Below are 22,795 nucleotides of genomic sequence, written 5' to 3' on the forward strand. Positions count from 1 at the left end.
GAGCTGTTTGATATGAAGCACCAATGGCCGGATTCGCTGTTGGCAAAGGCCGTAAAGATCCGCCTGATCGCACTGGATGTCGACGGCATCATGAGCGACGGTAAACTTTATTTCAGCGCCACTGGTGATGAGCTCAAGGCTTTTAACATTCTGGATGGCCTGGGTTTGAAACAACTGATGGCAGCCGGGATTACCGTGGCCGTGATCACCGGACGAAAGTCCCCCCTGACCGAGAAGCGCATGCGGGATCTTGGCATTCCCCACCTGATGCAGGGGCGAGAGGACAAGAAGGTAGCCCTTCAGGAACTGGTCAGCACCATGGATATCAGCCCCGAGGCCATCGCATACATGGGGGACGATCTGCCAGATCTCCCGGCACTGAGGTTCGCCGGACTGGGCATCACCGTGCCCAACGGTTACTGGCTGGTGCAGCAGCATGCCGACTACTGCACCATTGCCCGGGGCGGCGAAGGGGCGGTCCGCGAAGCCTGCGACTTGCTGCTGACGGCCCATGGCAGGCTTGACGCAGCACTTGCCCCCTATCTGGAGCCCGAGGCATGAACTGGCTGCTGGACAGACCCTGGCTGCGAGCACTGGCACTGGCTGCTACCGTGGTGGCAGCCGTATTCCTGCTCTGGCGCAGCGATGAACCCCCTGTGATTGATGACGAGGCAGCGGCCCTACGGGGAGACGCCGAACCAGACGGTTTCGTGGTGAATGGTCAGTACACCTCCTTCGATGAAGCGGGCAATCTCAAGATCCGGTTTTCCAGCCCCCGAATTGAGCAGTTCGAGGAAGGCAACCTGGCCACCATGGAATCTCCCCGGGCCGAGCTGTACGGGGACCAGGAGGCCCTGCCGTGGATTGTCGAGGCCGACAATGGCAGCTTGCTGCAAAACCAGAATCTGGTGTACCTGACGGACAATGTCCGGGTTCAGCGCACGATTGGCGAACGGGACGCCGTCCTGACAACATCAAGCCTGACCCTGGATAACGACCGGGGCATGGTATATACAGACGCGCCCGTAGAAATACGTGATGTTACCGGCATAACCCGGGCCACGGGCATGAAAGCGTGGATAGACGAACGAATTCTGGAACTGAACTCCCAGGTGGAAGGACTCTATGAAACCGGAAACTAACCGATACCGGCGCCTGATGGCTGCCCTGCTAACGGTCGTGATGATCGGCCCGGCGGCTGCATTTGACCTTGATTCTGACACTCCTATCAAGGTCACCGCAGATACCGCCCGCCTGGATGACGGCCAGGGCATTGCCACCTACACCGGCGCTGTGGAACTTGAGCAGGGCAATACCCGCCTGACTGCCGAGCGGGTCGTCCTGTACCGGACCGAGGACGGCCTGAGCCGGATCGAAGCCTCTGGTACGCCCGCTATATACCGTCAACCGGCGCGCGAGGGGGAAGGCGAAACCGATGCCCGTGCCCTGAACATTACCTGGTCTGCCACCGACAGCCAGCTGACCTTTGAACGGGAAGCAGTCATCGAGCAGAATGGCAACCTGTTCCGGGGTGATGTCATTCATTATGATACCGTCGGCCGGGTTGTCACCGCTGAGGGCGGCGCAGACACCGGCGAGGGCAGCGGCCGGGTAGAGATGGTGATTCAGCCACGCAGTACAGACAGACAGGGATCCGATGGCAGTTCTGAGAGCCAGTAACCTGGCAAAGAGTTACAAACAGAAAAAAGTGGTGATCGACGTTTCCCTGGAAATCCGCAGTGGGGAAATTGTCGGGCTGCTTGGTCCCAACGGTGCCGGGAAAACCACCTGCTTCTATATGATCGTTGGGCTCGTCCCCGCTGATCGCGGGCGGATCACGATCGACAGCCGGGATATCACCCCCCTGCCCATGCATGGTCGGGCCCGCCAGGGCATCGGTTACCTGCCCCAGGAAGCCTCGGTCTTCCGCAAACTGTCCGTACGCGACAACATCATGGCCATCCTCGAAACCCGGCCGGGGCTGGGCAAGGCAGAGCGGGAGAAGAAGCTCGAGGGGTTATTGGAAGAATTCCACATCACCCATATCCGGGACAGTGTTGGCATGGCATTGTCCGGCGGTGAACGCCGACGGGTGGAGATTGCCCGGGCACTGGCCATGGAGCCGGCTTTTATCCTGCTGGATGAACCCTTCGCCGGTGTGGACCCCATATCCGTCAGTGACATCAAACACATCATCCGGCACCTTCGGGACAAAGGCATTGGCGTTTTGATCACCGACCACAACGTGCGTGAGACCCTGGACATCTGCGAGAATGCCTACATTGTTTCCGGCGGCCACATCATCGCCTCCGGCAATGCCGACGCCATCCTGGCCAACCAGCAGGTCAAGGAAGTCTATCTCGGCGACGAATTCAGACTCTGACACCCAATGGCTGATTGTTTTGATGACCTGTAGCAAGTAAACTCGGCAAAGAACTTGCTAGGGTAAATTAAAATCACGGCAAGTAACCGGCATATAAAGATTTTTTCACGACTTATGACACAACGCGCTGATGAGTGACGGATCCTGAACCATGGTTATGAAAGCCTCCTTACAGTTAAAGCTGGGTCAAAGCCTGACCATGACGCCCCAGCTGCAACAGGCGATCCGGCTTCTCCAGCTCTCCACTCTCGACCTCCAGCAGGAAATCCAGCAGGCACTGGAATCCAACCCCATGCTGGAGACCTCCGAGGACGATGACCAGACCGACGCAGCCAGCGAAAACGACGAGCGCGAGGCCAACGCCACCGAGTCCGCCGCTGAAGCTGCCCCGGAACCGGCCAGCGACTGGGATGAATCCGAGAACGGCCCGGACTGGTCCTCGGAGAACGAGATTCCTGACAACATTCCGGACGATCTGCCGGTTGATACCGCCTGGGACGACATCTACCAGTCCGCACCAGCGCCGGCAGCCCGCAACGACGACGAAAACGATCACGATTTCGAAACCCGTAATTCCCCGACCGAAACGCTTCAGGATCACCTGGAATGGCAGCTCAATCTGACGCCCCTCAGTGAACGGGACCAGGCCATTGCCCATGCCCTGATGGATGCAGTGGACGAACGGGGCTATATCACCAGCCCGCTGGAGGAAATCCACGCCGGACTGCTGGATGAGAACGATGAAGACCCCCTTGAACTGGATGAAGTGGAAGCCGTGCTTCACCGCCTGCAACACTTTGATCCGCCCGGCGTGTTTGCCCGGGACCTACAGGAATGCCTGCTGATCCAGCTCAACCAGCTGCCGCCGGAAACACCCTGGCTGGCCCAGGCACGCCTTGTAATTACCCATTACATCAACCTGCTGGGCAACCGCGATTACGCCCAGTTGCTGCGCCGCAGCCGCCTGAAAGAAGACCAGTTGCGGGATGTCCTGGCGCTGATCACCGGCCTGAATCCGCGGCCGGGCGATGTCATTGACCGGGCCGAACCCGATTATGTGATTCCGGACGTGATCGTTCGCAAACACAATGGCCGCTGGCGTGTTGAGCTGAATCCTGAAATTGCACCGCGCATCCGGGTCAATGCCAGCTATGCTTCTCTTATAAGGCGTGCGGACAGCAGTGCCGACAACACCTACCTGCGGGATCAGTTGCAGGAGGCGAAATGGTTTATCAAGAGCCTGCAGAGCCGCAATGAAACCCTGCTGAAAGTGGCGACCCGTATTGTCGAGCACCAGCAAGGATTCCTGGATCAGGGTGAAGAAGCCATGAAACCGCTGATCCTCTCTGATATCGCCCAGGCGGTTGAGATGCATGAGTCCACGATTTCCCGGGTCACCACCCAGAAATACATGCACACCCCCCGGGGAATTTTCGAGCTGAAATATTTCTTCTCCAGCCATGTCAGCACTGACGAAGGCGGTGAATGTTCTTCCACGGCGATCCGCGCGATGATCAAAAAGCTGATTGCCGCGGAAACGCCCAAAAAGCCGTTGAGCGACAGTAAAATTGCAGCCATGCTAGGAGAACAGGGAATCAAGGTTGCGCGACGCACCGTTGCCAAGTACCGGGAGGCCATGCACATTCCGCCTTCGAACGAACGCAAGCGGCTGGTCTGAACACCCCGGGGTCCGGGCGCAACGTACTATTTGCCGGCGCACAATGCGCCAGCACCCAGACCGGCTCCCGGGAGCCGGAACGATGACAACAGGAGACGCCTATGCAACTCAATATTTCAGGCCATCACGTAGAACTTACTCCCGCACTGAAGGATTATGTTTCAGAGAAGTTCCAGAAGCTCGAGCGTCACTTTGACCACATCAGCAACTGCCAGGTAACCCTGGAAGTGGAGAAGGTGCGCCAGATTGCGGAAGCCACGCTGCACGTGGTTGGTGGTGAGATTCACGCAAAGGCAGAAAATGAGGATATGTACGCAGCCATCGATGCCCTGATCGACAAGCTTGACCGTCAGATCCTCAAGCACAAGGAAAAGAATGTAGACCGGATGCACGGAAACGGCTCTCGCTAACTGACTGTTTTCATGCAATTCATCTAATCGAGCTGCGACATGAGTAACGTGTCGCAGCCTTTTTTTTAACGGAAACGCAGTCGATCCATGAGCGACACATCCCTGACCATAGAGAACATTCTTGCTCCGGAGCTCACCCTCTGCAGGGTAGCTGCGTCCAGCAAGAAACGGGCCCTGGAGTTTATTGCCGAGCAGATAAACCATCAGGACAACACGCTCAGCGAGACCCAGCTCTTCAACAACCTGATTTCCCGCGAGCGCCTGGGCAGCACCGGCATTGGCCAGGGAATCGCCATTCCCCACTGCCGTCTGGAAGGACTTGATCACGTGGTGGGCGTGCTGATGACGCTGGAAGAAAGCGTCGAATTCGATGCTATCGACAATCAGCCGGTGGATCTGATTTTCGCCCTGATCGTCCCGAAGGAAGCAACGAGCGAACACCTGGAGCTGCTCAGCCAACTGGCTGAAAAGTTCAATGAGCGGTCGTTCTGTGATCGCCTCCGGCAATCCGAGGACGCCAGCACGCTGTACCAGCGCATGACCGCCTCAGGCGGCTGATATTCACTGCAGTGGAGGTAAGGTGGTCATGAAGCTGATTATCGTCAGTGGCAGGTCCGGTTCGGGCAAGAGTACCGCACTTCATGTGCTGGAGGACCTCGGGTTTTATTGCATCGACAATCTTCCTATTGGCCTGCTCTTCCCCCTCACACGGGAAGCCGCCAGCCAGACCAGGCCTGGTCGACTGGGCAAGATGGCCGTCAGTATCGATGCGCGGAACCTTTCCGGCGAGCTGGCCAATTTCGAGGAGATCTACCGGCGCCTCCAGGAAACCGGGGTTACCGTTGAAATCATCTTCCTGGACGCCGACGAGCAGTCGCTTCTGCAGCGTTTTCACGCCACCCGCAGAAAGCATCCGTTGAGTGACGACAGGACCTCTCTCCGGGAAGCCATTACCAGCGAGAAGAAACTGCTGGAGCCCCTCTCCAAGCTTTCCGATCTTTACGTAAATACCACCGGCATGTCCATGTACGAGCTGCGGGACATGGTCAAGCAGCGCGTGGTCGGTCGAAAAGATCAGGAACTGGCTCTCCTGTTTCAGTCATTCGGCTTCAAACACGGCGTGCCGCTGGATTCCGACTACGTTTTCGATGTCCGCTGCCTGCCCAACCCCTACTGGGATACCAGCCTCCGCAAGTATGTCGGGACGGATCAGCCGGTTATCGAGTTTCTGGAAAAAGAACCGGCAAGCCGGAAGATGATCGAGGACCTGAAATCATTTCTGGATACCTGGCTGCCCTCTTTTGCAGACAGCAACCGCAGCTACATGACCATTTCCATTGGTTGTACCGGCGGCCAGCACCGGTCGGTGTATGTGTGCGAGCAGTTGGGTGAGTACTTCCGGCAACGGTACAGCAATGTGCAAGTGCGGCACACCGAACTGCCACACCTGCAGACCCGGGAAGAGATCTGATCAAGCCATGATTCGCCGCCCCATTACCATCATCAACAAACTGGGCCTGCATGCGCGCGCCACTGCGAAGCTGGTCAACACGGCATCGGAATACGACAGCAGCGTGCGTATCAGCGGCAAAGGCCGGGATGTGGACGCGAAGAACATCATGCAGGTGATGATGCTGGCCGCCAGCAAAGGAACCGATGTGGAGCTCATTGCCGACGGACCGGATGAGGAACAGGCCATCGAAGCATTGGTGGAATTGATTAACGACTATTTCGGTGAGGGTGAGTAAAATAAACACATGACCGATATTCTGGAAAAAAGCCAGGCCCGCCAGCGTCTTCGCTCCCTGAGCGAAGCACTGGACAGTGGCGCACTGAAGCAGGTTGCCCGCATCCTGAACGGTGGCCTGAGCCCCAGTGATATTGCCCATTTGCTGGAATCCTCACCGCCACGGCAGCGGGCCCTGCTGTGGAATCTCGTCGACAAGCAACTGGAAGGGGAAGTTCTCCAGTACCTGAGCGACGATATCCGTGGCTACTTCCTGAGCCAGCTGAACGCTCAGGAACTGGCGGATATCATCGAGGATTTCGAGTCGGACGACCTGGCCGACTTGCTGCAGCAACTGCCGGATACGGTGATCCAGGAAGTCCTGGACACCATGGACGAGCAGGACCGCCAGCGCGTGGAGGAAGTTCTCTCCTACCCGGAGGACACCGCCGGCGGTCTGATGAACACGGACACCATTACGGTGCGCCCGGACATCAGTATCGATGTTGTGCTCCGCTACCTGCGCAGGCACCGCACCCTGCCACCCATGACCGACAGCCTGATCGTGGTCAGCCGGCGGGACGATTTCATTGGCATGCTGCCCATCACGAAAATGCTGGTCTCCAACCCCGCCTCCACCGTGCGGGAAGTCATGGATACCGACATCGAGCCCATTCCCGTGAGCCTCTCCGACACCAAGGTAGCGACATTGTTTGAACGCTACGACCTGATCTCGGCGCCGGTGGTAAACGAGGAGGGCCGCCTGCTGGGTCGGATCACCATCGATGATGTGGTTGACGTTATCCGGGAGGATGCGGACCACTCACTGATGAGTATGGCGGGTCTGGACGAAGACGAGGACACCTTTGCGCCGGTGTGGAAAACCACCCGTCGCCGTGCCGTCTGGCTGGGCATCAACCTGATTACGGCACTGACCGCCTCCGCCGTCATCGGGCTATTTGAAGACACGATCGCCAAAGTGGTGGCGCTCGCAGTGCTGATGCCAATTGTTGCCAGTATGGGCGGCATTGCTGGTAGTCAGACGCTTACACTGGTGATTCGCGGTATGGCCGTGGGGCAGATCAGCGGCGCCAACGTAGGCTGGCTGCTGAACCGGGAATTTCTGTCAGGGATACTGAACGGCCTGCTCTGGGCCGCCGTGGTGGCGGGTGCAGCCATGCTCTGGTTCCAGGATGTGATGATCGGCGCGATCATTGCTGCCGCGCTGGTGATCAATCTTGTCGCCGCAGCGCTGGTTGGCACGGTTCTGCCACTGTTTCTCAAATCTCGCAATATTGATCCGGCCCTGGCAGGCAGCGTGATTCTCACGACTGTGACCGATGTAGTCGGGTTCATGGCCTTTCTTGGCCTCGCGACGATTTTCTACGCTTAAGCGGATCTCGGATTTATGAAAGACCATCAAGACAACGACGCGCCGGAATACGACGGCCCCAGCAAATCCCAGCTGAAACGGGAAATGCATGCCCTGCAGGATCTGGGCAAGCGGATGCTGGACCTGAGCAACGATCAGCTGGAAACCTTGCCAATCAGCGAGACCCTCCGCGCCGCGATCGAGGAATCCCGCCGTATCCGCCAGAACGAGGCCAAACGACGGCACCTGCAATACATCGGTAAGGTCATCCGACAGGAAGATGATCCTGAAGCCCTGGCGAAAGCCATCGACGCCTTCGATGCCGGTAGCGAAGAACACACCCGCAGACACCACCTGGCGGAACGCTGGCGGGACCGGATGATTGCCGAAGGCGATTCCGTTGTTGGCGAGTTCTTCAGCTACTGCCCCACTGCCGATATGCAGCACCTGCGAAACCTTGCTCGAAACGCCCGAAAAGACGTCGAAAAACAGAAGAACACCGGCCAGGCCCGGAAACTGTTCCGTTATCTCAGGGAGTGCATCGATGACGCCGAGGCCATGTGAGCCGTTGGTTCAACCTTTGAGCCGGCGGTGCTCCCACACCGGCATCCGGGCGCGCAGATTGGCTACCTGATCGGCGTCCAGTTCGGCGGTGACCAGGCCCGGGCCTTCCCCCATTTCCGTCACGATCCGCCCCCAGGGATCACAGATCAGGCTGTGGCCATAGGTGCGACGGCGCTCGCTGTTCTGGCCACCCTGGCCAGGTGCCACTAACCATACCTGGTTCTCGATCGCGCGGGCCCGGATCAGGGGGTACCAGTGGGCATCACCGGTCTGCCAGGTGAAAGCGCTCGGAAGGCAAATCCAGTCGACATCCTGCTCACGCAGCAGCCTGAACAGCTCCGGAAAGCGAAGATCGTAGCAGATCGCCAACCCCAGCTTGCCCGCGGGCGTATCCACGGTCACTATCTGTTCGCCGGGCTCGAAGGTGTCCGATTCACGGTATTGACCATGGGCGTCTTCCACCATGGCATCAAACAGGTGAATCTTGTCGTAACGGGCAACTTCCTCACCCTGGTCATCAAAGACAATGCAGGTTGCCCTGACCCGATCCTCCAGATCTGAGCCGTCCGGTCGTTTGGCCACGGGCATCGATCCGCCAACGATCCAGAGCCCCAGTTTCCGGGCCTGTTCGGCCAGGAAGGTTCTTATGACAGGCTCGGCCCCCGCCTCCTGGCGACCACGATCAATCATCTGACTGGTGGCCAGAACCGCAAAATTCTCAGGCAGTACGGCGACCGAGGCGCCCTGCTCGGCAGCCCGGGCCAGCAGCTGTTCCGCTTCGCGCAGATTGGCGTCAATGTCATGACCGCTGACCATCTGGATGGCTGCGACCCGGTTGGAAACACGCTTGTTCATGACTGCCTCCGATATTGCCAAACAGAAAAGTTATTCGCCGGTGTCAAAAACCCGTTGCAGATTCACTTCCGGCTCGTCCCATGAGCCGGTCACGCTGTAGGTTGCGCTTGTCAGCCTGCTCAAAGGATCGCCCAGAATCTTGTCCAGCACAAACAAGGCGCCGCCGATCGGCGCACCGGCACCCATGAGCAGCGCCGCCAATGGCAGATTCTGAGTCAGGGGCAACACAACCACAAGCCGCATATCCAGCTCCTCGCTGGCCATATTGGTCGTGCCACTGAGTTTGAAGGCGCCGGATGGGCCCACTATTTGCAGTTCGGGATCCATGGTCAGCAAGCCATTGATGATCTGCGCCTTGCCCGAGATCGCGTCGAATGCCACCCCACGCTCATACAGATCGGAAAAGTCGAGCTTCAACCGGCGCCATAGGGTGTCAGAGTTCAGCAGATTGAACACCCGGAACAGTTGCGCCGTGTTGTTTCGCTCCAGGATCACACCCTCATCCAGCCTTAGACTGACCGAGCCACTGAGCTCCGGTATGGAAAGCTCATCCGGACGGCCGGGCCAGTCCAGATCCAGCTCTATGTTGGTCCCCTCGTTAGTGACCGGCATTTCAGTGTCGAGGAGCTCGTTCAGATCCGCGAGCGCACCCCCGCTGATGGAACCTGTAAACCGGCTGGTTTCCCGGTCTCCGACGATGCTCCAGCTCATGTCGCCCAGCAGTGTCAGGGAATTCAGGCGCCCCTCGATGTCATTTACCTGCAACCGAAAAGGTTCGGGGCGGAGCCGGAAGGCCCACTGTCCCAACGATTCGTCGTTCAGTTGCAGTTCCGCAATCGAGACATCGATATCCGGCCAGTTTCCCATATCCAGCGCGCGGAACGCCTCAAGCTGCTCTTCGAGGGTGAGTAATTCCGGCGAATCCTCAGGGGGTGTTTCACTGCGCACGAGCCGTAACACCTGAAAATCGGCCTTCACCGTGTCGCCATTTTGCGGAATTGTCAGTCGGCCTTCGGCGCGTTGCGAGCTGGTGGTCACCACCCACCGGTCACCAAGATCGAGGGCATTGATATCAATATCGTTCAACACCTGCGGGCCAAGGTGCAGGCGGCCAAGACGCAAATCAAACCCGGTCTCTTTCCATAACAGATCGAACGTTGCGCGGTTTTCCCAGTCGCCCGTAATGCCAAGCCCGCCGGCGGCCGAGGGATTGATGGTTGCCCGCAGCGGTGCTGCCTCATCCGCCGTTTTTGACAGTGGCTCCGGCCAGTCAACCGCCAGCCCCTCAAGAGTGGACCGCACGCGGATGCCCGACGTTGAATCCGATCCCACGTCCAGGTCCGCGGTATAGGTAACATTGCCCTGCAAACCAAAACCCGAACTGGTCTCAAGTCCCGCCTGCTCAAACACCCCGGGCACCGGTAGCGTTCCCGACTGCCGGATGGTAAGGGCATTGCCCGCCCGGGACTTGCTGAAGGCAATGGTTACCGGTTCATCGAAAAATTCGGCAGTCAAAGGGCCACCGGAGAAGCCGTTTTCGCTGTGGTAGGTCAGTTCACCCTGAACCGACCGCCAGGCCAACCCTGCCGAGGGGTAGGAGACGGTGCCTTCCTGTGCGGCAATTTTTGCCTCAACCACGGTTGGCTGCTCCGTCCCCAATGGCAAGTCGACACCAAGGTCCAGCTGATACTCACCACCATATTCAAGCTTCTGGGCCTCTGTGCCTGCCATATCACCCAGGGGGCTATTTTCCATCCAGAACCCGACCGATTCGCCGGGCACCCGTGCCGAGGTATCCACCCTTATCCGTGTGCCTTGATCGGAGGGCTCCACGCGAACCGTCCCGGGATCGAGATCCAGGCCACCGGTCTGACCTGCTTCGAGTCGAACCAGCGTGTCGCCATTGTGAACCCTGACACTGCCCCGGGCACCTGTGACCTCCGGCCAGGCGTCATCGTAGCGGACAGATGCCTGATCGAATTCATAGATCATTGAGGTGACGAAGGAGCCCCGGGGTGCACCAAAACCTATCTGACCATGGCCGAAAAACGTCCCTGAGGTAATATCGGCCTCGAGAATGGCGGTCGTGAGCCAATCGTACAAACCGGGGTTTACCGCCTTAACCGGAACGAAATCTGCCAGCATGTCGGCGTTGCCGTTTTTCACCGACACTTTGAGCCCCAGATTGTCTTCACCCTCTCGATCCATCCTGAGGTCAAAAGCACCGTCCAGTTCGGTGGCCTCGCCGTAACGCATCCGTACGCCATCCGAAAACACACGGGTAATAGCGCCATCCAGCAGCCAGGCCACTTCGCCCTCAAGTACGGGGAATGACCAGGCGCCCCCGAAAAGCTGGGGAAAATCCAGAGAAACGGGCGACTCGCCGGCGGCAATCCGGACATAGCCTCGTTGCCGGTCCAGAGCGATGTCTCCGTTTACAGAGGTAACGCCGGGCGCGCCGCCGTGGGCCCGAACACTAACGTCACGCAACCGGCCGGAAAGCTGAAAGTCTTCCGGGGCGCCCTCGGGGAAGAAGATTCTCAACTGGTCCAGAAAGCCACCGGGCCTATAGTCCTGAAGGGCCCGGAGTGCACGCTCCGGCAATAACGGAAGCCGCGCAGCGAGGCGACGTGTGGGCGCTAGCGGAAGGGCGTCGGCAATGACGGACATGCCTCCCTCCGACGGCGCCAACCTCAGACTGAAAGGTGAAACCACATCGCCGTCCCAGGTCCACTGGAGCTGCTTCAGATGCCACTCGCCAAGGGCGAAGGCCCCGGATTCGACCACAGTCTCGTCGGTCATCACCGTATCGTGGCGACGCCAGCCAAATCTCGCGCGGATGTCTTCCAGTGGCGCCAGGGATTGAGAGCCTACACCCAACTGCAGATAGGGGGTCCGCACCGTACCGGTCACCTGTTGCAGCAAACCGTTGCGGAACGTAAGCCAGGCTTCACCACCAAGATCGAAGCCTTCCACCCGGAGGGATCGCCACTGGTACTCGTCAACCAGTCCGTCGAACAGCCGGCCGGAATCGACGCCAAGGTACAACTGGCCGGTAAAGTCACCCCGGAAAAAATGCTGGCCCACGAGGGCAAAACTGGCCAGCTGCTGGGTAGTACCAGACTGCATGGCACGGCCGGATGCGTGGAACAATCCACGGCGGTAGTCGAGATCCAGCTGGGGGATATCCAGGTGGCGCAGGTTGCCCTGGTTATCCCGGATACCAAGATTGACGCGGGTAATCTTGACGTAAGGATCAGAGAGCCAGTCACCGGCAAGCTCCAGCCACTCCTGCAACTGATTGCTGACCGGTTCCGGTATTTCTGCGCCTCTCACCGCAACATCACCGCCGCGCTCCTGATTCACGGTCAGTTCCAGACCGTCTGCCTGGAAGTCCTCAAAGACAATCCTCAGACGCATCAACGAGGCCAGTGCAGCAAAGCGGATATTCAGATGCTGAAGGTTGGCAACGACAATTCCGGTGTCAGGGTGAGTGACCTGAATGTCGCTGGCCGTAAAGGCGGGGTCGAGCCAGTACCACTGGGATGAAAGGCCACCGATGCTGACATCATGGCCCAGTCGGTCTGACAGCTCACGAGCCAGATCATCGCGAAAGCTGTCCACATTCTGGGTCAGTTGGCGGCCAAGACCGGCGTATAAGGCCAGCAGCACCAGAAGTGTCAGCAGCATCCACCAGATCAGGCTGGCGAGCCGCGCCAAAAGCCGAACCGGAGGGCTCTCGGGCAGGTTCTCCGGAAGCGGCGGTTCGTGGTCAGCGGAGGACATTCAGACCCCTTAACCCGGTAACCGGCGCAGTTTCCCGGCATCAGAGCAGAACAACATCATACTGCTCCTGGCTGTAGAAGGGCTCCACCTGGAAGCGAATGGTCTTGCTGATGAAGGTTTCAAGATCGGCCACGTTATCGGATTCCTCATCCAGCAGGCGGTCCACCACGCTCTGGGAGGCCATCACCAGATAGCTTTCGGCATCGTAGGCACGATTGACCCGGAGAATTTCCCGGAAAACTTCATAACACACGGTTTCGCTGGTCTTCAGGAAACCGCGTCCGTCACAGATCGGACAGGGTTCGCAAAGCACCTGGCCCAGGCTCTCGGTGGTGCGCTTGCGGGTCATTTCCACCAGGCCCAGCTCGGACACCCCGGTAATCTTGGTCTTGGCGTGATCCCGTTCCAACATCTTTTCCAGCATCCGGTGCACCTGGCGCTGATGCTCGGGATCTTCCATGTCGATGAAATCGATGATGATGATACCGCCCAGGTTCCGCAGCCGCAGCTGGCGGCTGATCGCCCGGGCTGCTTCCAGATTGGTCTTGAAGATGGTCTCTTCCAGGTTACGGTGCCCCACGAACGCGCCGGTGTTGATATCGATAGTGGTCATGGCCTCGGTCTGGTCGATGATCACATAACCGCCGGACTTGAGCTGGACCTTCCGGCTCAGGGCTTTCTGGATTTCGTCTTCCACCGAGTAGAGATCAAAGATGGGCCGCTCGCCCGGGTAGTACTCTACCTTGTCGGCAAATTCCGTAACGAACTCTTCAACAAACTCCATCACCCTCTGGTGGCTCTCGCGGCTGTCGATGCGAACCTTTTCAGTCTGCGGTCGGATCAGGTCACGGATGGTGCGAATAAACAGCGGCAGATCCTGGTATACAACGGCCGGGGCCTGAACCCGGGCAATTCGCTCGTGTATGGACTGGCTCAACCGGTGCAGATAGGCCATATCGCCAATCAGGTCCTCAGGCGAGGCCGCTTCTGCGGCCGTCCGGATGATATAACCACCCTGAACGTCCTGATCTGCCGCTGCCGCCTCCTCGACGAGGGTTTTCAGGCGCGCTCGCTCGGCATCATCCTCAATGCGCTGCGAAATGCCAACGTGACTGACGCCGGGCATGAACACCAGATACCTTGAAGGGATTGAAAGCTGGGTGGTCAGACGGGCGCCCTTGGTGCCAATAGGGTCCTTGGTAACCTGAACCACCAGGGACTGGCCCTCCCGGAGCAGGCTGCGGATATCCGGGACGGTCTTGGGGGTGTCGGCAGGCTCATCGCCATTGGACTGACTCGGAACCACATCGGAGGCATGGATAAATGCAGCCCGTTCCAGACCAATATCGACGAACGCGGCTTCCATGCCCGGTAAAACCCGCACCACTTTGCCCTTGTAGATGTTCCCGACAATGCCTTTCCTGCTGGTGCGCTCTATGTAGGCCTCCTGCAGCATGCCGTTTTCAACCAGGGCCACCCGCGTTTCCACCGGGGTGACGTTGATAAGAATCTCTTCACTCATAATGTTTGGCTCTCCAGACTGCGCGGCCAGTTTTTCCAGACCGGGTAACCGGCACCAGCCAACAACGCGGCGGTTTCCTGCAGCGGCAGGCCAACCACGGCACTGTAGCTACCCCGGAGCTCATCAACAAAAATACCACCAAGGCCCTGAATTCCATAACTTCCGGCCTTGTCCATGGGTTCGCCGCTGGCCACGTAAGCATCAATCTCTTCGGAGGAGAGATCCCGGAAACAGACTTCCGTTGTGACCAGAACGGATTGGCATTGCCCATCGTTGGCCAGCGCCACGGCAGTCATCACCTGGTGCGTCGCACCCGAAAGGCGGGCCAGGGTTTCCCGGGCATCCGCCGCGTCTGTGGGCTTACCAAGGATTCTTCCATCGAGCACCACTGAAGTGTCCGACCCCAGAACCAGGCATTGCGGCGCGGATTCGGCCACAGCCAGCGCCTTCTCCCGGGCTAAACGTTCCACATAATGTTGCGGCGTTTCATCGACTTCCGCTGTTTCGTCGATGTCCGCCGGACGAACCGAAAATTTCAGGCCGATTTGCTGCAACAGCTCCGCCCGGCGCGGCGAAGCCGAAGCAAGAATGATGGATGGCATGGCTAACCCAGTTTGCGGTTAATGTTGTCCAGCAGGATACAGAATACCGGCCACACCAGGGCACTGGTCAGGGCCGGCCAAAGGTAGCTGAACCCGGCGTCATCGGCCCCCAGCAGCTGCTTCACGAAATGCACCAGCATCTGATTGATGCCCAGCAACAGGAACACCATCAGGCACTGCTGGGGCATCGGATACATGCGCAGACGTTGATGGATGGTAAGCACCAGAAAGGCGATCAGCGCCATGGCCATGGCATTGACGCCAAGGGGAGTGGCTTCGAGCACATCCAGCAACAAGCCCAGACACCAGGCCAGGAGGATTCCGAACTGGGCCGGAGCCCGGAATGTCCAATAGAACACCACCAGCCCCAGCCACTCCGGGCGGAACTCGAACCAACCCACAGGAAACAGGGAAATACTGAACACCAGTGCAACAACCACGGAGAGCGCGAAAACCGGATAGCTGATTACGGATAACATCAGTCCTCCCCTCCCTGGTTGCCGTCATTCTCGGCGTTAGCGGCAGTCTCACCCTCGACCACCTCGACTTCGATCGGAGAGGCATTCTCCGGCGGGAATACCACCAGTACAAGACGGCTCTGGTTCAGCTGCGCCTTGGGCGACGCTTCGATGGAAACAAACGGTTCGCCCGGTTCCTTGGAAATACGGCTGACTTCCGCAACCGGGTACCCCCTCGGAAAACGTCCGCCGAGCCCGGAACTGACCAGCAGATCGCCCTCACGGATATCGGCCGTGTCCGGCACATGAACGAGATCCAGGGTATCGGTGTCACCGGTGCCCAGCAGAATCGCCCGCAGGCCGTTGCGCACTACCTCCACGGGCACCGCATGGCTGCTGTCAGATACCAGCAGAACGCGAGAGGTGATCTGACTGCTCTGCACCACCTGCCCCATCAAACCATGGGCATCGAGGATTGCCTGGCCCGGCGACAAGCCGTCGCTGCGGCCCTTGTTGATGATGATTTCGTGGGAGAAGGGATCCGGGGAAACGCCGACAACCTCACCGACAATCACCCGATCGTCCAGAACTTCGGAAGAGTTCATCAGGCGGCGCAGCTCGTTGTTCTCCGACGCAAGGGCGGCGTATTTCAGGGCGCGACGTTCAAGGATCAGCAAACGGGCGCGGAGATCTTCATTTTCTTCCTGTAGATCCTGTTTATTTTCAAACAGCCCGGCGGCCCAGTCGGTAAGTTCGTATGGCGCGTTGCCCAGCCAGTACACGGGGGCCAGACCAGTAGCGATGGTGCTTCGCACGGTTGAGAGCTTGTCGAAACGCGCATCGGCAACCACCAGGGCTGCCGATACGAGTAGAACAATGAGGAGTCTGAAGCCGGGAACAGGCCCCTGGACGAAGATGGTTTTAATGGCGAGCCCTCCCCACAGGATTATCCCTCCTGGGAGAACATTCCGATGCCACCCCGATCAATCACTTCCAGCGCCTTGCCGCCACCACGGGCAACACAGGTCAGCGGGTCTTCAGCGATGATCACCGGAAGGCCGGTTTCTTCGCTGATCAGCTTGTCCAGCCCGCGCAGCAGAGCGCCGCCACCGGTCAGTACAATACCGCGCTCGGCAATATCGGACGCCAGTTCGGGCGGAGACTGCTCAAGAGCACTTTTGACGGTCTGAACGATCTGCGCCAGGGATTCCTGCAGCGCGTCGAGAATTTCTTCGCTGTTGAGGGTGAATGCCCGGGGCACACCCTCTGCAAGATTGCGGCCGCGCACGTCGATCTCACGAATTTCGAGGCCTTCGTAGGCGCAGCCGATTTCGTGCTTGATGCGCTCGGCGGTCGAATCGCCAATCAGGCTGCCGTAGTTGCGGCGCACGTAGGTAACGATGGCTTCGTCGAACTTGTCACCACCAACACGCACGGATTCGGCATAGACGATGCCGTTCAGGGAAATAATGGCGATTTCGGTGGTACCACCACCGATGTCGACGATCATGGAACCGCTGGCTTCCTCAACCGGAAGGCCGGCACCGATAGCAGCCGCCATGGGCTCTTCAATGAGGAAGACTTCCCGTGCACCAGCACCGAGGGCGGATTCGCGGATGGCCTTGCGCTCAACCTGCGTAGACTTGCTGGGCACACACACCAGCACTCTCGGGCTAGGGGTAATGAAGCTGTTCTCATGCACTTTATGTATAAAGTGCTGGAGCATTTTTTCGGTTACCACGAAATCTGCAATTACGCCGTCTTTCATTGGGCGAATGGCGGTAATGTTGCCCGGTGTACGGCCGAGCATGCGTTTGGCTTCGGCGCCTACCGCGGCGACCATTTTCTGGGAGTTGTTGGTGCGAATGGCCACTACCGAGGGCTCGTTCAGCACGATTCCGCGCTCACGCACGTAAATGAGGGTGTTGGCGGTGCCCAGGTCGATGGACAGATCGCTGGAGAAGATGCCTCGGAGTCTTTTTATCAACATTCGTGTAGTTTCAACCTGAGAGTTGCAGTCGCAAAGAAAAGATGCGGCAACTTTAGCAGTGAGCACCCCTGCAGGCAAGGCGCTAGCGGGCCTCACGCCTTACGGTTCACACATTTACCTTATGGGCTGGGGCCTCCCGCCATTGTTCGAATCTGTTACCATACTCGCTTTGGTTTTCTGGCCCTGGTGAAGGGCCATTCGGGGAATCCTTTTCAAAACACGCTACGAGCACATCCATGTGGGCTTGTTTCGGGCCATCCATGGCCCTCTACAGTTTTGAAAAGGATTCCCCGAACGGCCCCGAAGCTCAGGTTTGGCCCTCGTTTTCAAAAGATTTATTACCGACATTTCATTTACCTGGGAGGCAATGCGTGACCATTTCCCGTGAGGACATTGAGAAAGTCGCTGTGCTCGCCCGCATTCGTGTGGATGACGAGCAGGTTTCGGCTCTGGAGAAGGATCTGGGCAATATTCTGGATCTGGTGGATCAGCTGGCGGCCGCCGACACCGATTCGGTTGAGCCCATGGCCCACCCGTTGAATGCAGTCCAGCGCCTGCGCGCTGACGAGGTAACCGAGACCAATCAGCGGGAAGCGTTCCAGGCGATTGCGCCGGCTACCGAGAACGGGCTTTATCTGGTTCCCCGAGTGATCGAGTGAAAGGACACGTCATGCATAACAAATCCGTAGCAGAGCTTTCCCGGGAACTGGAAAGCGGCAAGATTTCCAGTGTGGAGCTGACCCAGGAGTTCCTCGACCGCATCAAGCGGGAAGATTCGAAGTACAACAGTTTTATCACCGTGACCGAAGAGCAGGCGCTGGCCGATGCCCGCGTGGCGGATGAGCAGCGGGCGTCTGGGAACGCGACGCCCTGGACGGGCGTTCCTTTCGCGCACAAGGACATTTTCTGCACCAACGGCGTTCGCACGACGTGCGGCTCCAAGATGCTGGAGAACTTTGTCCCCCCTTACGATGCGACTGTCACTGCGAATTTCCGCGAGGCAGGGGCCGTGTGTCTGGGCAAGACCAACATGGATGAGTTCGCCATGGGGTCGTCCAACGAGAACAGTTATTTTGGCGCAGTGACCAACCCTTGGGGCCTGAGTGAAGGTAATAAGCGGGTGCCGGGCGGTTCATCAGGCGGGTCGGCTGCGGCGGTTTCCGCTCGACTGACTCCGGCAGCTACCGCCACGGATACTGGCGGCTCGATCCGTCAGCCAGCGGCACTGTGTGGTGTTACTGGCCTGAAGCCCACTTATGGCCGGGTGTCCCGGTACGGGATGATTGCCTTTGCGTCTAGTCTCGACCAGGGCGGCACTATGGCTCGCACAGCAGAAGATAATGCGCTGATGCTGAATGTGATGGCAGGTTTTGATCCGAAGGACTCGACGTCTATTGACCGCGAGGTGCCGGATTACACCGCCACGCTGAACGAGCCCCTAAAAGGTTTAAGAATCGGCCTGCCCAGGGAATATTTCAGCGATCAGCTAAGCCCGGCGATGGAGCAGCAGGTTCGCAACGCAGTAAAGGAATACGAGAAACTGGGCGCCACCGTTAAAGAGGTGTCGCTGCCAAACGCGAAGCTCGCGATTGCTGCCTACTATGTAATTGCTCCAGCAGAGGCGTCCGCCAACCTGTCCCGTTTTGACGGGGTACGCTATGGCTACCGCTGCGAGGATCCCAAGGACCTGATGGATCTTTACACCCGCTCCCGCGCGGAGGGTTTTGGTGAAGAGGTGAAACGTCGGATTCTCGTGGGCACCTACGCTCTCTCTGCCGGCTATTTCGATGCCTATTATCTCAAAGCCCAGAAGGTGAGGCGGCTGATCCAGCAGGATTTCATCAATGCCTTCAAGGAAGTGGATGTGCTGATGAGCCCCACCACGCCCTCGCCGGCATTTATTCAGGGTGAAAAAACCAGCGATCCTGTGACCATGTACCTGGAAGACGTATTCACCATCGCCATCAACCTGGCGGGTGTACCGGCCATGTCGGTACCGGCCGGTTTCGTGGACGGTCTCCCGGTGGGTCTTCAGATAATCGGGGATTATTTCTCCGAGGCCCGTTTGCTGAACGCCGCCCATCAATTCCAGCAGGTGACCGACTGGCACCAGCGTGAACCGCAATAAGCCCGGGACAGGCCCCTTACAGGAGAGAGCAACTATGCAGTGGGACATTGTGATCGGGCTGGAAATTCACGTTCAGCTCGCCACCAAAACCAAGATTTTTTCAGGCTCCAGCACCGCTTACGGCGCCGAGCCTAACACGCAGGCCAACGCCGTTGACCTGGCCATGCCCGGCACGCTGCCGGTCCCCAACGAGCAGGCTTTCCGCTATGCGGTCATGTTTGGCCTGGCAGTGAATGCGGAGATCGAGCGCCGCTCCATGTTCGAGCGGAAAAACTACTTCTACCCGGATCTGCCCAAAGGCTATCAGACCACTCAGCTGGAGCGCCCGATTGTCGGCCCCGGCTTCGTGGACATTGATCTGCCGAACGGTGAGACCAAGCGCGTTCGCATTCACCACGCCCACCTGGAAGAGGATGCCGGCAAATCCCTGCATGAGGATTTCCACGGCATGACCGGCGTGGATCTCAACCGGGCCGGCACACCGCTCATTGAGGTGGTCACCGAACCGGATATGAACAACGCGGAAGAAGCCGTCGCCTTCGCGAAGAAGCTGCACAGCATCGTGACATCCCTGGGCATCTGCGACGGCGACATGTCCCAAGGCTCCATGCGTTTCGACGTGAATATTTCGTTGAAACCGAAGGGGGCCGACACTCTGGGCACACGTACCGAAACCAAGAACCTGAACTCGTTCCGGTTCATGGAGCAGGCCATTGCCCACGAAGTTGAGCGGCAAATGGACGTTCTGGAAGACGGCGGCAGCATCGTGCAGGAAACCCGCCTGTATAACGGCGACCGTGACGAATCCCGCTCCATGCGCACCAAGGAAGAAGCCAACGACTACCGCTACTTCCCCTGCCCGGACCTGCTGCCGGTAGAAATCGATGATTCCTTCATTGAAGAAGCCCGCAACAGTCTCCCGGAACTGCCGGACGCCCGCAAAGTCCGCTTTATGGACCATTACGGCCTGAACGACTACGACGCCAGCCTGCTCAGCGGCGACTCAAAACTGGCCACGTTCTTTGAAGAAGCGGCCAGCCAGGGCAAAGACGCAAAGCTGGTCGCCAACTGGATCCAGGGCGAATTCTCTGCGCGCCTGAATGCAGAGGAGAAATCGGTTGCCGATTCGCCCATCAGCGGTGCTCAGCTGGGCGATCTGGTGGTACGGATTGCCGACAATACGATTTCATCCGCCGGCGCGAAGAAGGTGTTCGAGGCGCTGTGGTCTGGTGAGAACGACAGCGTTGACGCCATCATCGATGCCAAGGGTCTGAAGCAGGTGTCTGACACCGGCGCTTTGGAAGCCATGGTAGATGAGGTTCTAGCGGGCATGCCGGATCAGGTGGCGCAGTATCAGAACGAGGAAGACCCGAAGAAGCGCAAGAAGATGCTTGGGGGTTTCATGGGGCCTCTGATGAAGGCCTCCAAAGGTCAGGGGAATCCCAAGCTGTTTAATGAGATTCTTGTTCGCAAGCTTGGGGGGTGACCCTTTTGGCTTGGGTCGTGGTTTCTGACTGCGGCCCTAGCCTGCTAGCTTGGGGGGACTGCCATGGTGGGTAGAGCCTCCCAAAAAACGCCCGTGAATACATCCCTGTAGGGCTTCGTCGCGCCATCCCTGGCGCTCCAGATTTTTGGGAGGCTCTACCCACCACGGCACTCGAGCTGGCGGCGTGCCCTCGCGAAGACAGGCCATCAAAACAAAATGATAGGTCGGATTACGGCTTCACCTGATCCGACCTACTGACCTTGTTTATCCGGCCCGATTGCTCCCTATCCCTGAAGATTCTGAGGCCTTGGCGGGGTGTGACTCCCAAAAATGTCGGCGGCCATGGATGGCCGACGCCAAGCGCACATGGATGTGCTCGTAGCGGTTTTTGGGAGGCACACCCCGCCGAGGCCTACCCCCAAATTCGGCAGGCTAGGTGCCCAAGCCGGAAGCCATCAAAGAAGCCGAGCCCAAAGATCATGCTCATCAGCATGCTCAACAACCGCCTGAACAATCTCACCCGGAACAAGGTCGGTCTCGTCGTTAAGGTAAACCATACCGTCAATCTCCGGCGCGTCTGCCTTGGAGCGGCCGATGGCGCCTTCCTCGTCGACCTCGTCAATCAGCACGTCGATTGTCTGGCCGATTTTGGCCTGTAGGCGGGCTGCTGAGATCTCTGCCTGTTTTTCCATGAAACGGGCCAGGCGCTCTTCTTTGACTTCCTCGGGAACCGCACCTTCCAGTTCGTTGGCTTTGGCACCCTCCACCGGGCTGTATTTGAACGCGCCAACACGATCCAGTTGAGCCTCGTCGAGCCAGTCCAGCAGGTACTGGAAGTCTTCCTCGGTTTCACCGGGGAAGCCGACGATGAAGGTGGAGCGGATGGTGAGCTCGGGGCAGATTTCCCGCCATTTGCGGATGCGCTCCAGGGTTTTGCTGTCGTGGGCCGGGCGCTTCATGGCCTTGAGTACTTTCGGGCTGGCGTGCTGGAACGGGATGTCCAGGTACGGCAGGATTTTTCCCTCGGCCATCAGTGGAATGATGTCGTCGACATGAGGATAGGGATAAACGTAGTGCAGGCGTACCCAAACGCCCATTTCGCCGAGCGCTTCGCACAGTGACTGCATCTTGGTCTTGAGCGGCCGCCCCTGCCAGAAACCGGTGCGGTATTTGGTGTCGACGCCGTAGGCGGAGGTATCCTGGGAGATGACCAACAGCTCTTTTACACCGGCATCCACCAGGCGCTGGGCTTCGTCCATCACATCGCCAATGGGCCGACTGACCAGATCACCGCGCATGGAGGGGATGATGCAGAAGGTGCAGCGATGGTTACAACCTTCGGAGATCTTGAGGTAGGCGTAGTGCCGGGGGGTCAGCTTGATTCCCTGCGGCGGAACCAGATCGGTGAACGGATCGTGCTGCTTTTTCTGCGGAACGAACTCGTGAACCGCGCCGACCACTTCTTCATAGGCGTGGGGACCGGAAACCGCCAGAACACCCGGGTGAGTATCGCGAATCTTGTCGGCCTCTACACCCATACAACCGGTGACAATTACCTTGCCGTTTTCGCTGATGGCCTCACCGATCGCGTCCAGCGACTCCTGTTTGGCGGCATCGATAAATCCGCAGGTGTTGACCACAACAATGTCGGCGTCGCCATAGGACGGGACAACGTCGTAGCCGTCCAGCCTGAGCTGCGTGAGAATGCGCTCGGAGTCGACGAGAGCCTTGGGACAACCGAGGCTGATGAAACCGACTTTGCCGTTGCCGGACGAGGCGGGGGTCTGGGTGTTATCTGTCATAGAAGGCTTGGAATTCCCGGAGCTCAGCGCGAG

Annotated in this window: 22 protein-coding genes; 14 read left to right on the top strand and 8 right to left on the bottom strand. The window is 58.6% G+C overall.

Annotation, left to right across the window (positions count from 1 at the left end):
* Nucleotides 1-12: 12 nt before the first annotated feature.
* From BM035_RS07505 to yjgA, 11 genes are all read left to right on the top strand, one after another.
* A complete protein-coding gene (locus BM035_RS07505; RefSeq protein ID WP_008170166.1) occupies nucleotides 13-561 on the top strand; it encodes a KdsC family phosphatase in 549 nt (182 codons plus the stop codon).
* On the top strand, nucleotides 558-1,142 hold the full coding sequence (lptC, locus tag BM035_RS07510) for an LPS export ABC transporter periplasmic protein LptC (RefSeq protein ID WP_008170163.1): 585 nt from the start codon (nucleotides 558-560) through the stop codon (nucleotides 1,140-1,142). Before BM035_RS07505 ends, lptC begins: the two co-directional genes overlap by 4 nt.
* Complete coding sequence (lptA, locus tag BM035_RS07515) at nucleotides 1,126-1,680, top strand: lipopolysaccharide transport periplasmic protein LptA (protein ID WP_008170160.1); 555 nt, start codon at nucleotides 1,126-1,128, stop codon at nucleotides 1,678-1,680. The genes lptC and lptA overlap by 17 nt, the downstream gene beginning before the upstream one ends.
* Complete coding sequence (lptB, locus tag BM035_RS07520) at nucleotides 1,658-2,383, top strand: LPS export ABC transporter ATP-binding protein (protein WP_008170158.1); 726 nt, start codon at nucleotides 1,658-1,660, stop codon at nucleotides 2,381-2,383. The genes lptA and lptB overlap by 23 nt, the downstream gene beginning before the upstream one ends.
* Before the next feature lie 151 nt (nucleotides 2,384-2,534).
* Entirely contained in the window at nucleotides 2,535-4,061 is a 1,527-nt protein-coding gene (locus BM035_RS07525) for an RNA polymerase factor sigma-54 (RefSeq protein ID WP_175497359.1), read from the top strand.
* Between the two features lie 101 nt (nucleotides 4,062-4,162).
* Nucleotides 4,163-4,471 (top strand): ribosome hibernation promoting factor, encoded by a 309-nt coding sequence (gene hpf, locus BM035_RS07530; RefSeq protein ID WP_092030976.1) that lies wholly within the window; start codon nucleotides 4,163-4,165, stop codon nucleotides 4,469-4,471.
* 87 nt (nucleotides 4,472-4,558) lie between these two features.
* Nucleotides 4,559-5,029, top strand: a complete 471-nt coding sequence (gene ptsN, locus BM035_RS07535) for a PTS IIA-like nitrogen regulatory protein PtsN (protein ID WP_008170153.1) — start codon at nucleotides 4,559-4,561, stop codon at nucleotides 5,027-5,029.
* 28 nt (nucleotides 5,030-5,057) lie between these two features.
* Nucleotides 5,058-5,942, top strand: coding sequence for an RNase adapter RapZ (gene rapZ, locus BM035_RS07540; RefSeq protein ID WP_008170152.1), 885 nt, complete (start codon nucleotides 5,058-5,060; stop codon nucleotides 5,940-5,942).
* A 7-nt stretch (nucleotides 5,943-5,949) separates the two neighbouring features.
* Complete coding sequence (locus tag BM035_RS07545) at nucleotides 5,950-6,219, top strand: HPr family phosphocarrier protein (RefSeq protein ID WP_008170151.1); 270 nt, start codon at nucleotides 5,950-5,952, stop codon at nucleotides 6,217-6,219.
* Between the two features lie 9 nt (nucleotides 6,220-6,228).
* Nucleotides 6,229-7,590: a magnesium transporter gene (gene mgtE, locus BM035_RS07550; RefSeq protein ID WP_062781914.1), complete on the top strand. Its 1,362-nt coding sequence runs from the start codon at nucleotides 6,229-6,231 to the stop codon at nucleotides 7,588-7,590.
* Between the two features lie 15 nt (nucleotides 7,591-7,605).
* Nucleotides 7,606-8,133, top strand: coding sequence for a ribosome biogenesis factor YjgA (gene yjgA / locus BM035_RS07555; RefSeq protein ID WP_008170149.1), 528 nt, complete (start codon nucleotides 7,606-7,608; stop codon nucleotides 8,131-8,133).
* 9 nt (nucleotides 8,134-8,142) lie between these two features.
* On the opposite strand, the gene BM035_RS07560 is transcribed toward yjgA, so the two are convergent.
* Genes BM035_RS07560 through BM035_RS07590 form a run of 7 tightly spaced genes read right to left on the bottom strand, consistent with a single transcriptional unit; the run spans nucleotide 8,143 to nucleotide 17,343 of the window.
* Complete coding sequence (locus BM035_RS07560) at nucleotides 8,143-8,988, bottom strand: carbon-nitrogen hydrolase family protein (protein ID WP_008170148.1); 846 nt, start codon at nucleotides 8,986-8,988, stop codon at nucleotides 8,143-8,145.
* A 30-nt stretch (nucleotides 8,989-9,018) separates the two neighbouring features.
* The gene (locus BM035_RS07565) at nucleotides 9,019-12,774 is read right to left on the bottom strand and encodes a YhdP family phospholipid transporter (protein ID WP_053112676.1); all 3,756 of its coding nucleotides are present in this window, start codon (nucleotides 12,772-12,774) and stop codon (nucleotides 9,019-9,021) included.
* A 40-nt stretch (nucleotides 12,775-12,814) separates the two neighbouring features.
* Nucleotides 12,815-14,296 carry a ribonuclease G gene (gene rng / locus BM035_RS07570; RefSeq protein WP_092030978.1) on the bottom strand — a complete coding sequence of 494 codons (1,482 nt, stop codon included), beginning with the start codon at nucleotides 14,294-14,296 and terminating at the stop codon, nucleotides 12,815-12,817.
* Nucleotides 14,293-14,898, bottom strand: coding sequence for a Maf family protein (locus BM035_RS07575; protein WP_092030979.1), 606 nt, complete (start codon nucleotides 14,896-14,898; stop codon nucleotides 14,293-14,295). Before BM035_RS07575 ends, rng begins: the two co-directional genes overlap by 4 nt.
* 2 nt (nucleotides 14,899-14,900) lie before the next feature.
* The gene (mreD, locus tag BM035_RS07580) at nucleotides 14,901-15,377 is read right to left on the bottom strand and encodes a rod shape-determining protein MreD (RefSeq protein WP_069183063.1); all 477 of its coding nucleotides are present in this window, start codon (nucleotides 15,375-15,377) and stop codon (nucleotides 14,901-14,903) included.
* Nucleotides 15,377-16,273, bottom strand: a complete 897-nt coding sequence (mreC, locus tag BM035_RS07585) for a rod shape-determining protein MreC (protein ID WP_092030981.1) — start codon at nucleotides 16,271-16,273, stop codon at nucleotides 15,377-15,379. Before mreC ends, mreD begins: the two co-directional genes overlap by 1 nt.
* Nucleotides 16,274-16,302: 29 nt before the next feature.
* Nucleotides 16,303-17,343 (bottom strand): rod shape-determining protein, encoded by a 1,041-nt coding sequence (locus tag BM035_RS07590; RefSeq protein WP_008170134.1) that lies wholly within the window; start codon nucleotides 17,341-17,343, stop codon nucleotides 16,303-16,305.
* A gap of 374 nt (nucleotides 17,344-17,717) precedes the next feature.
* On the opposite strand from BM035_RS07590, the gene gatC reads away from it, so the two are divergent.
* Genes gatC through gatB form a run of 3 tightly spaced genes read left to right on the top strand, consistent with a single transcriptional unit; the run spans nucleotide 17,718 to nucleotide 20,960 of the window.
* Nucleotides 17,718-18,005: an Asp-tRNA(Asn)/Glu-tRNA(Gln) amidotransferase subunit GatC gene (gatC, locus tag BM035_RS07595; RefSeq protein WP_014577753.1), complete on the top strand. Its 288-nt coding sequence runs from the start codon at nucleotides 17,718-17,720 to the stop codon at nucleotides 18,003-18,005.
* Nucleotides 18,006-18,016: 11 nt separating this feature from the next.
* Nucleotides 18,017-19,474: an Asp-tRNA(Asn)/Glu-tRNA(Gln) amidotransferase subunit GatA gene (gene gatA / locus BM035_RS07600; RefSeq protein WP_092030983.1), complete on the top strand. Its 1,458-nt coding sequence runs from the start codon at nucleotides 18,017-18,019 to the stop codon at nucleotides 19,472-19,474.
* Nucleotides 19,475-19,508: 34 nt separating this feature from the next.
* A complete protein-coding gene (gene gatB, locus BM035_RS07605; RefSeq protein ID WP_092030984.1) occupies nucleotides 19,509-20,960 on the top strand; it encodes an Asp-tRNA(Asn)/Glu-tRNA(Gln) amidotransferase subunit GatB in 1,452 nt (483 codons plus the stop codon).
* Nucleotides 20,961-21,415: 455 nt separating this feature from the next.
* Here gatB and rimO read toward each other — a convergent pair whose 3' ends face one another.
* Nucleotides 21,416-22,762 (bottom strand): 30S ribosomal protein S12 methylthiotransferase RimO, encoded by a 1,347-nt coding sequence (rimO, locus tag BM035_RS07610; protein ID WP_092030986.1) that lies wholly within the window; start codon nucleotides 22,760-22,762, stop codon nucleotides 21,416-21,418.
* Nucleotides 22,763-22,795 lie beyond the last annotated feature (33 nt).

This window comes from Marinobacter sp. DSM 26671 (genome assembly GCF_900112835.1).
In the GTDB taxonomy this organism is placed as follows: Bacteria; Pseudomonadota; Gammaproteobacteria; order Pseudomonadales; family Oleiphilaceae; genus Marinobacter; species Marinobacter flavimaris.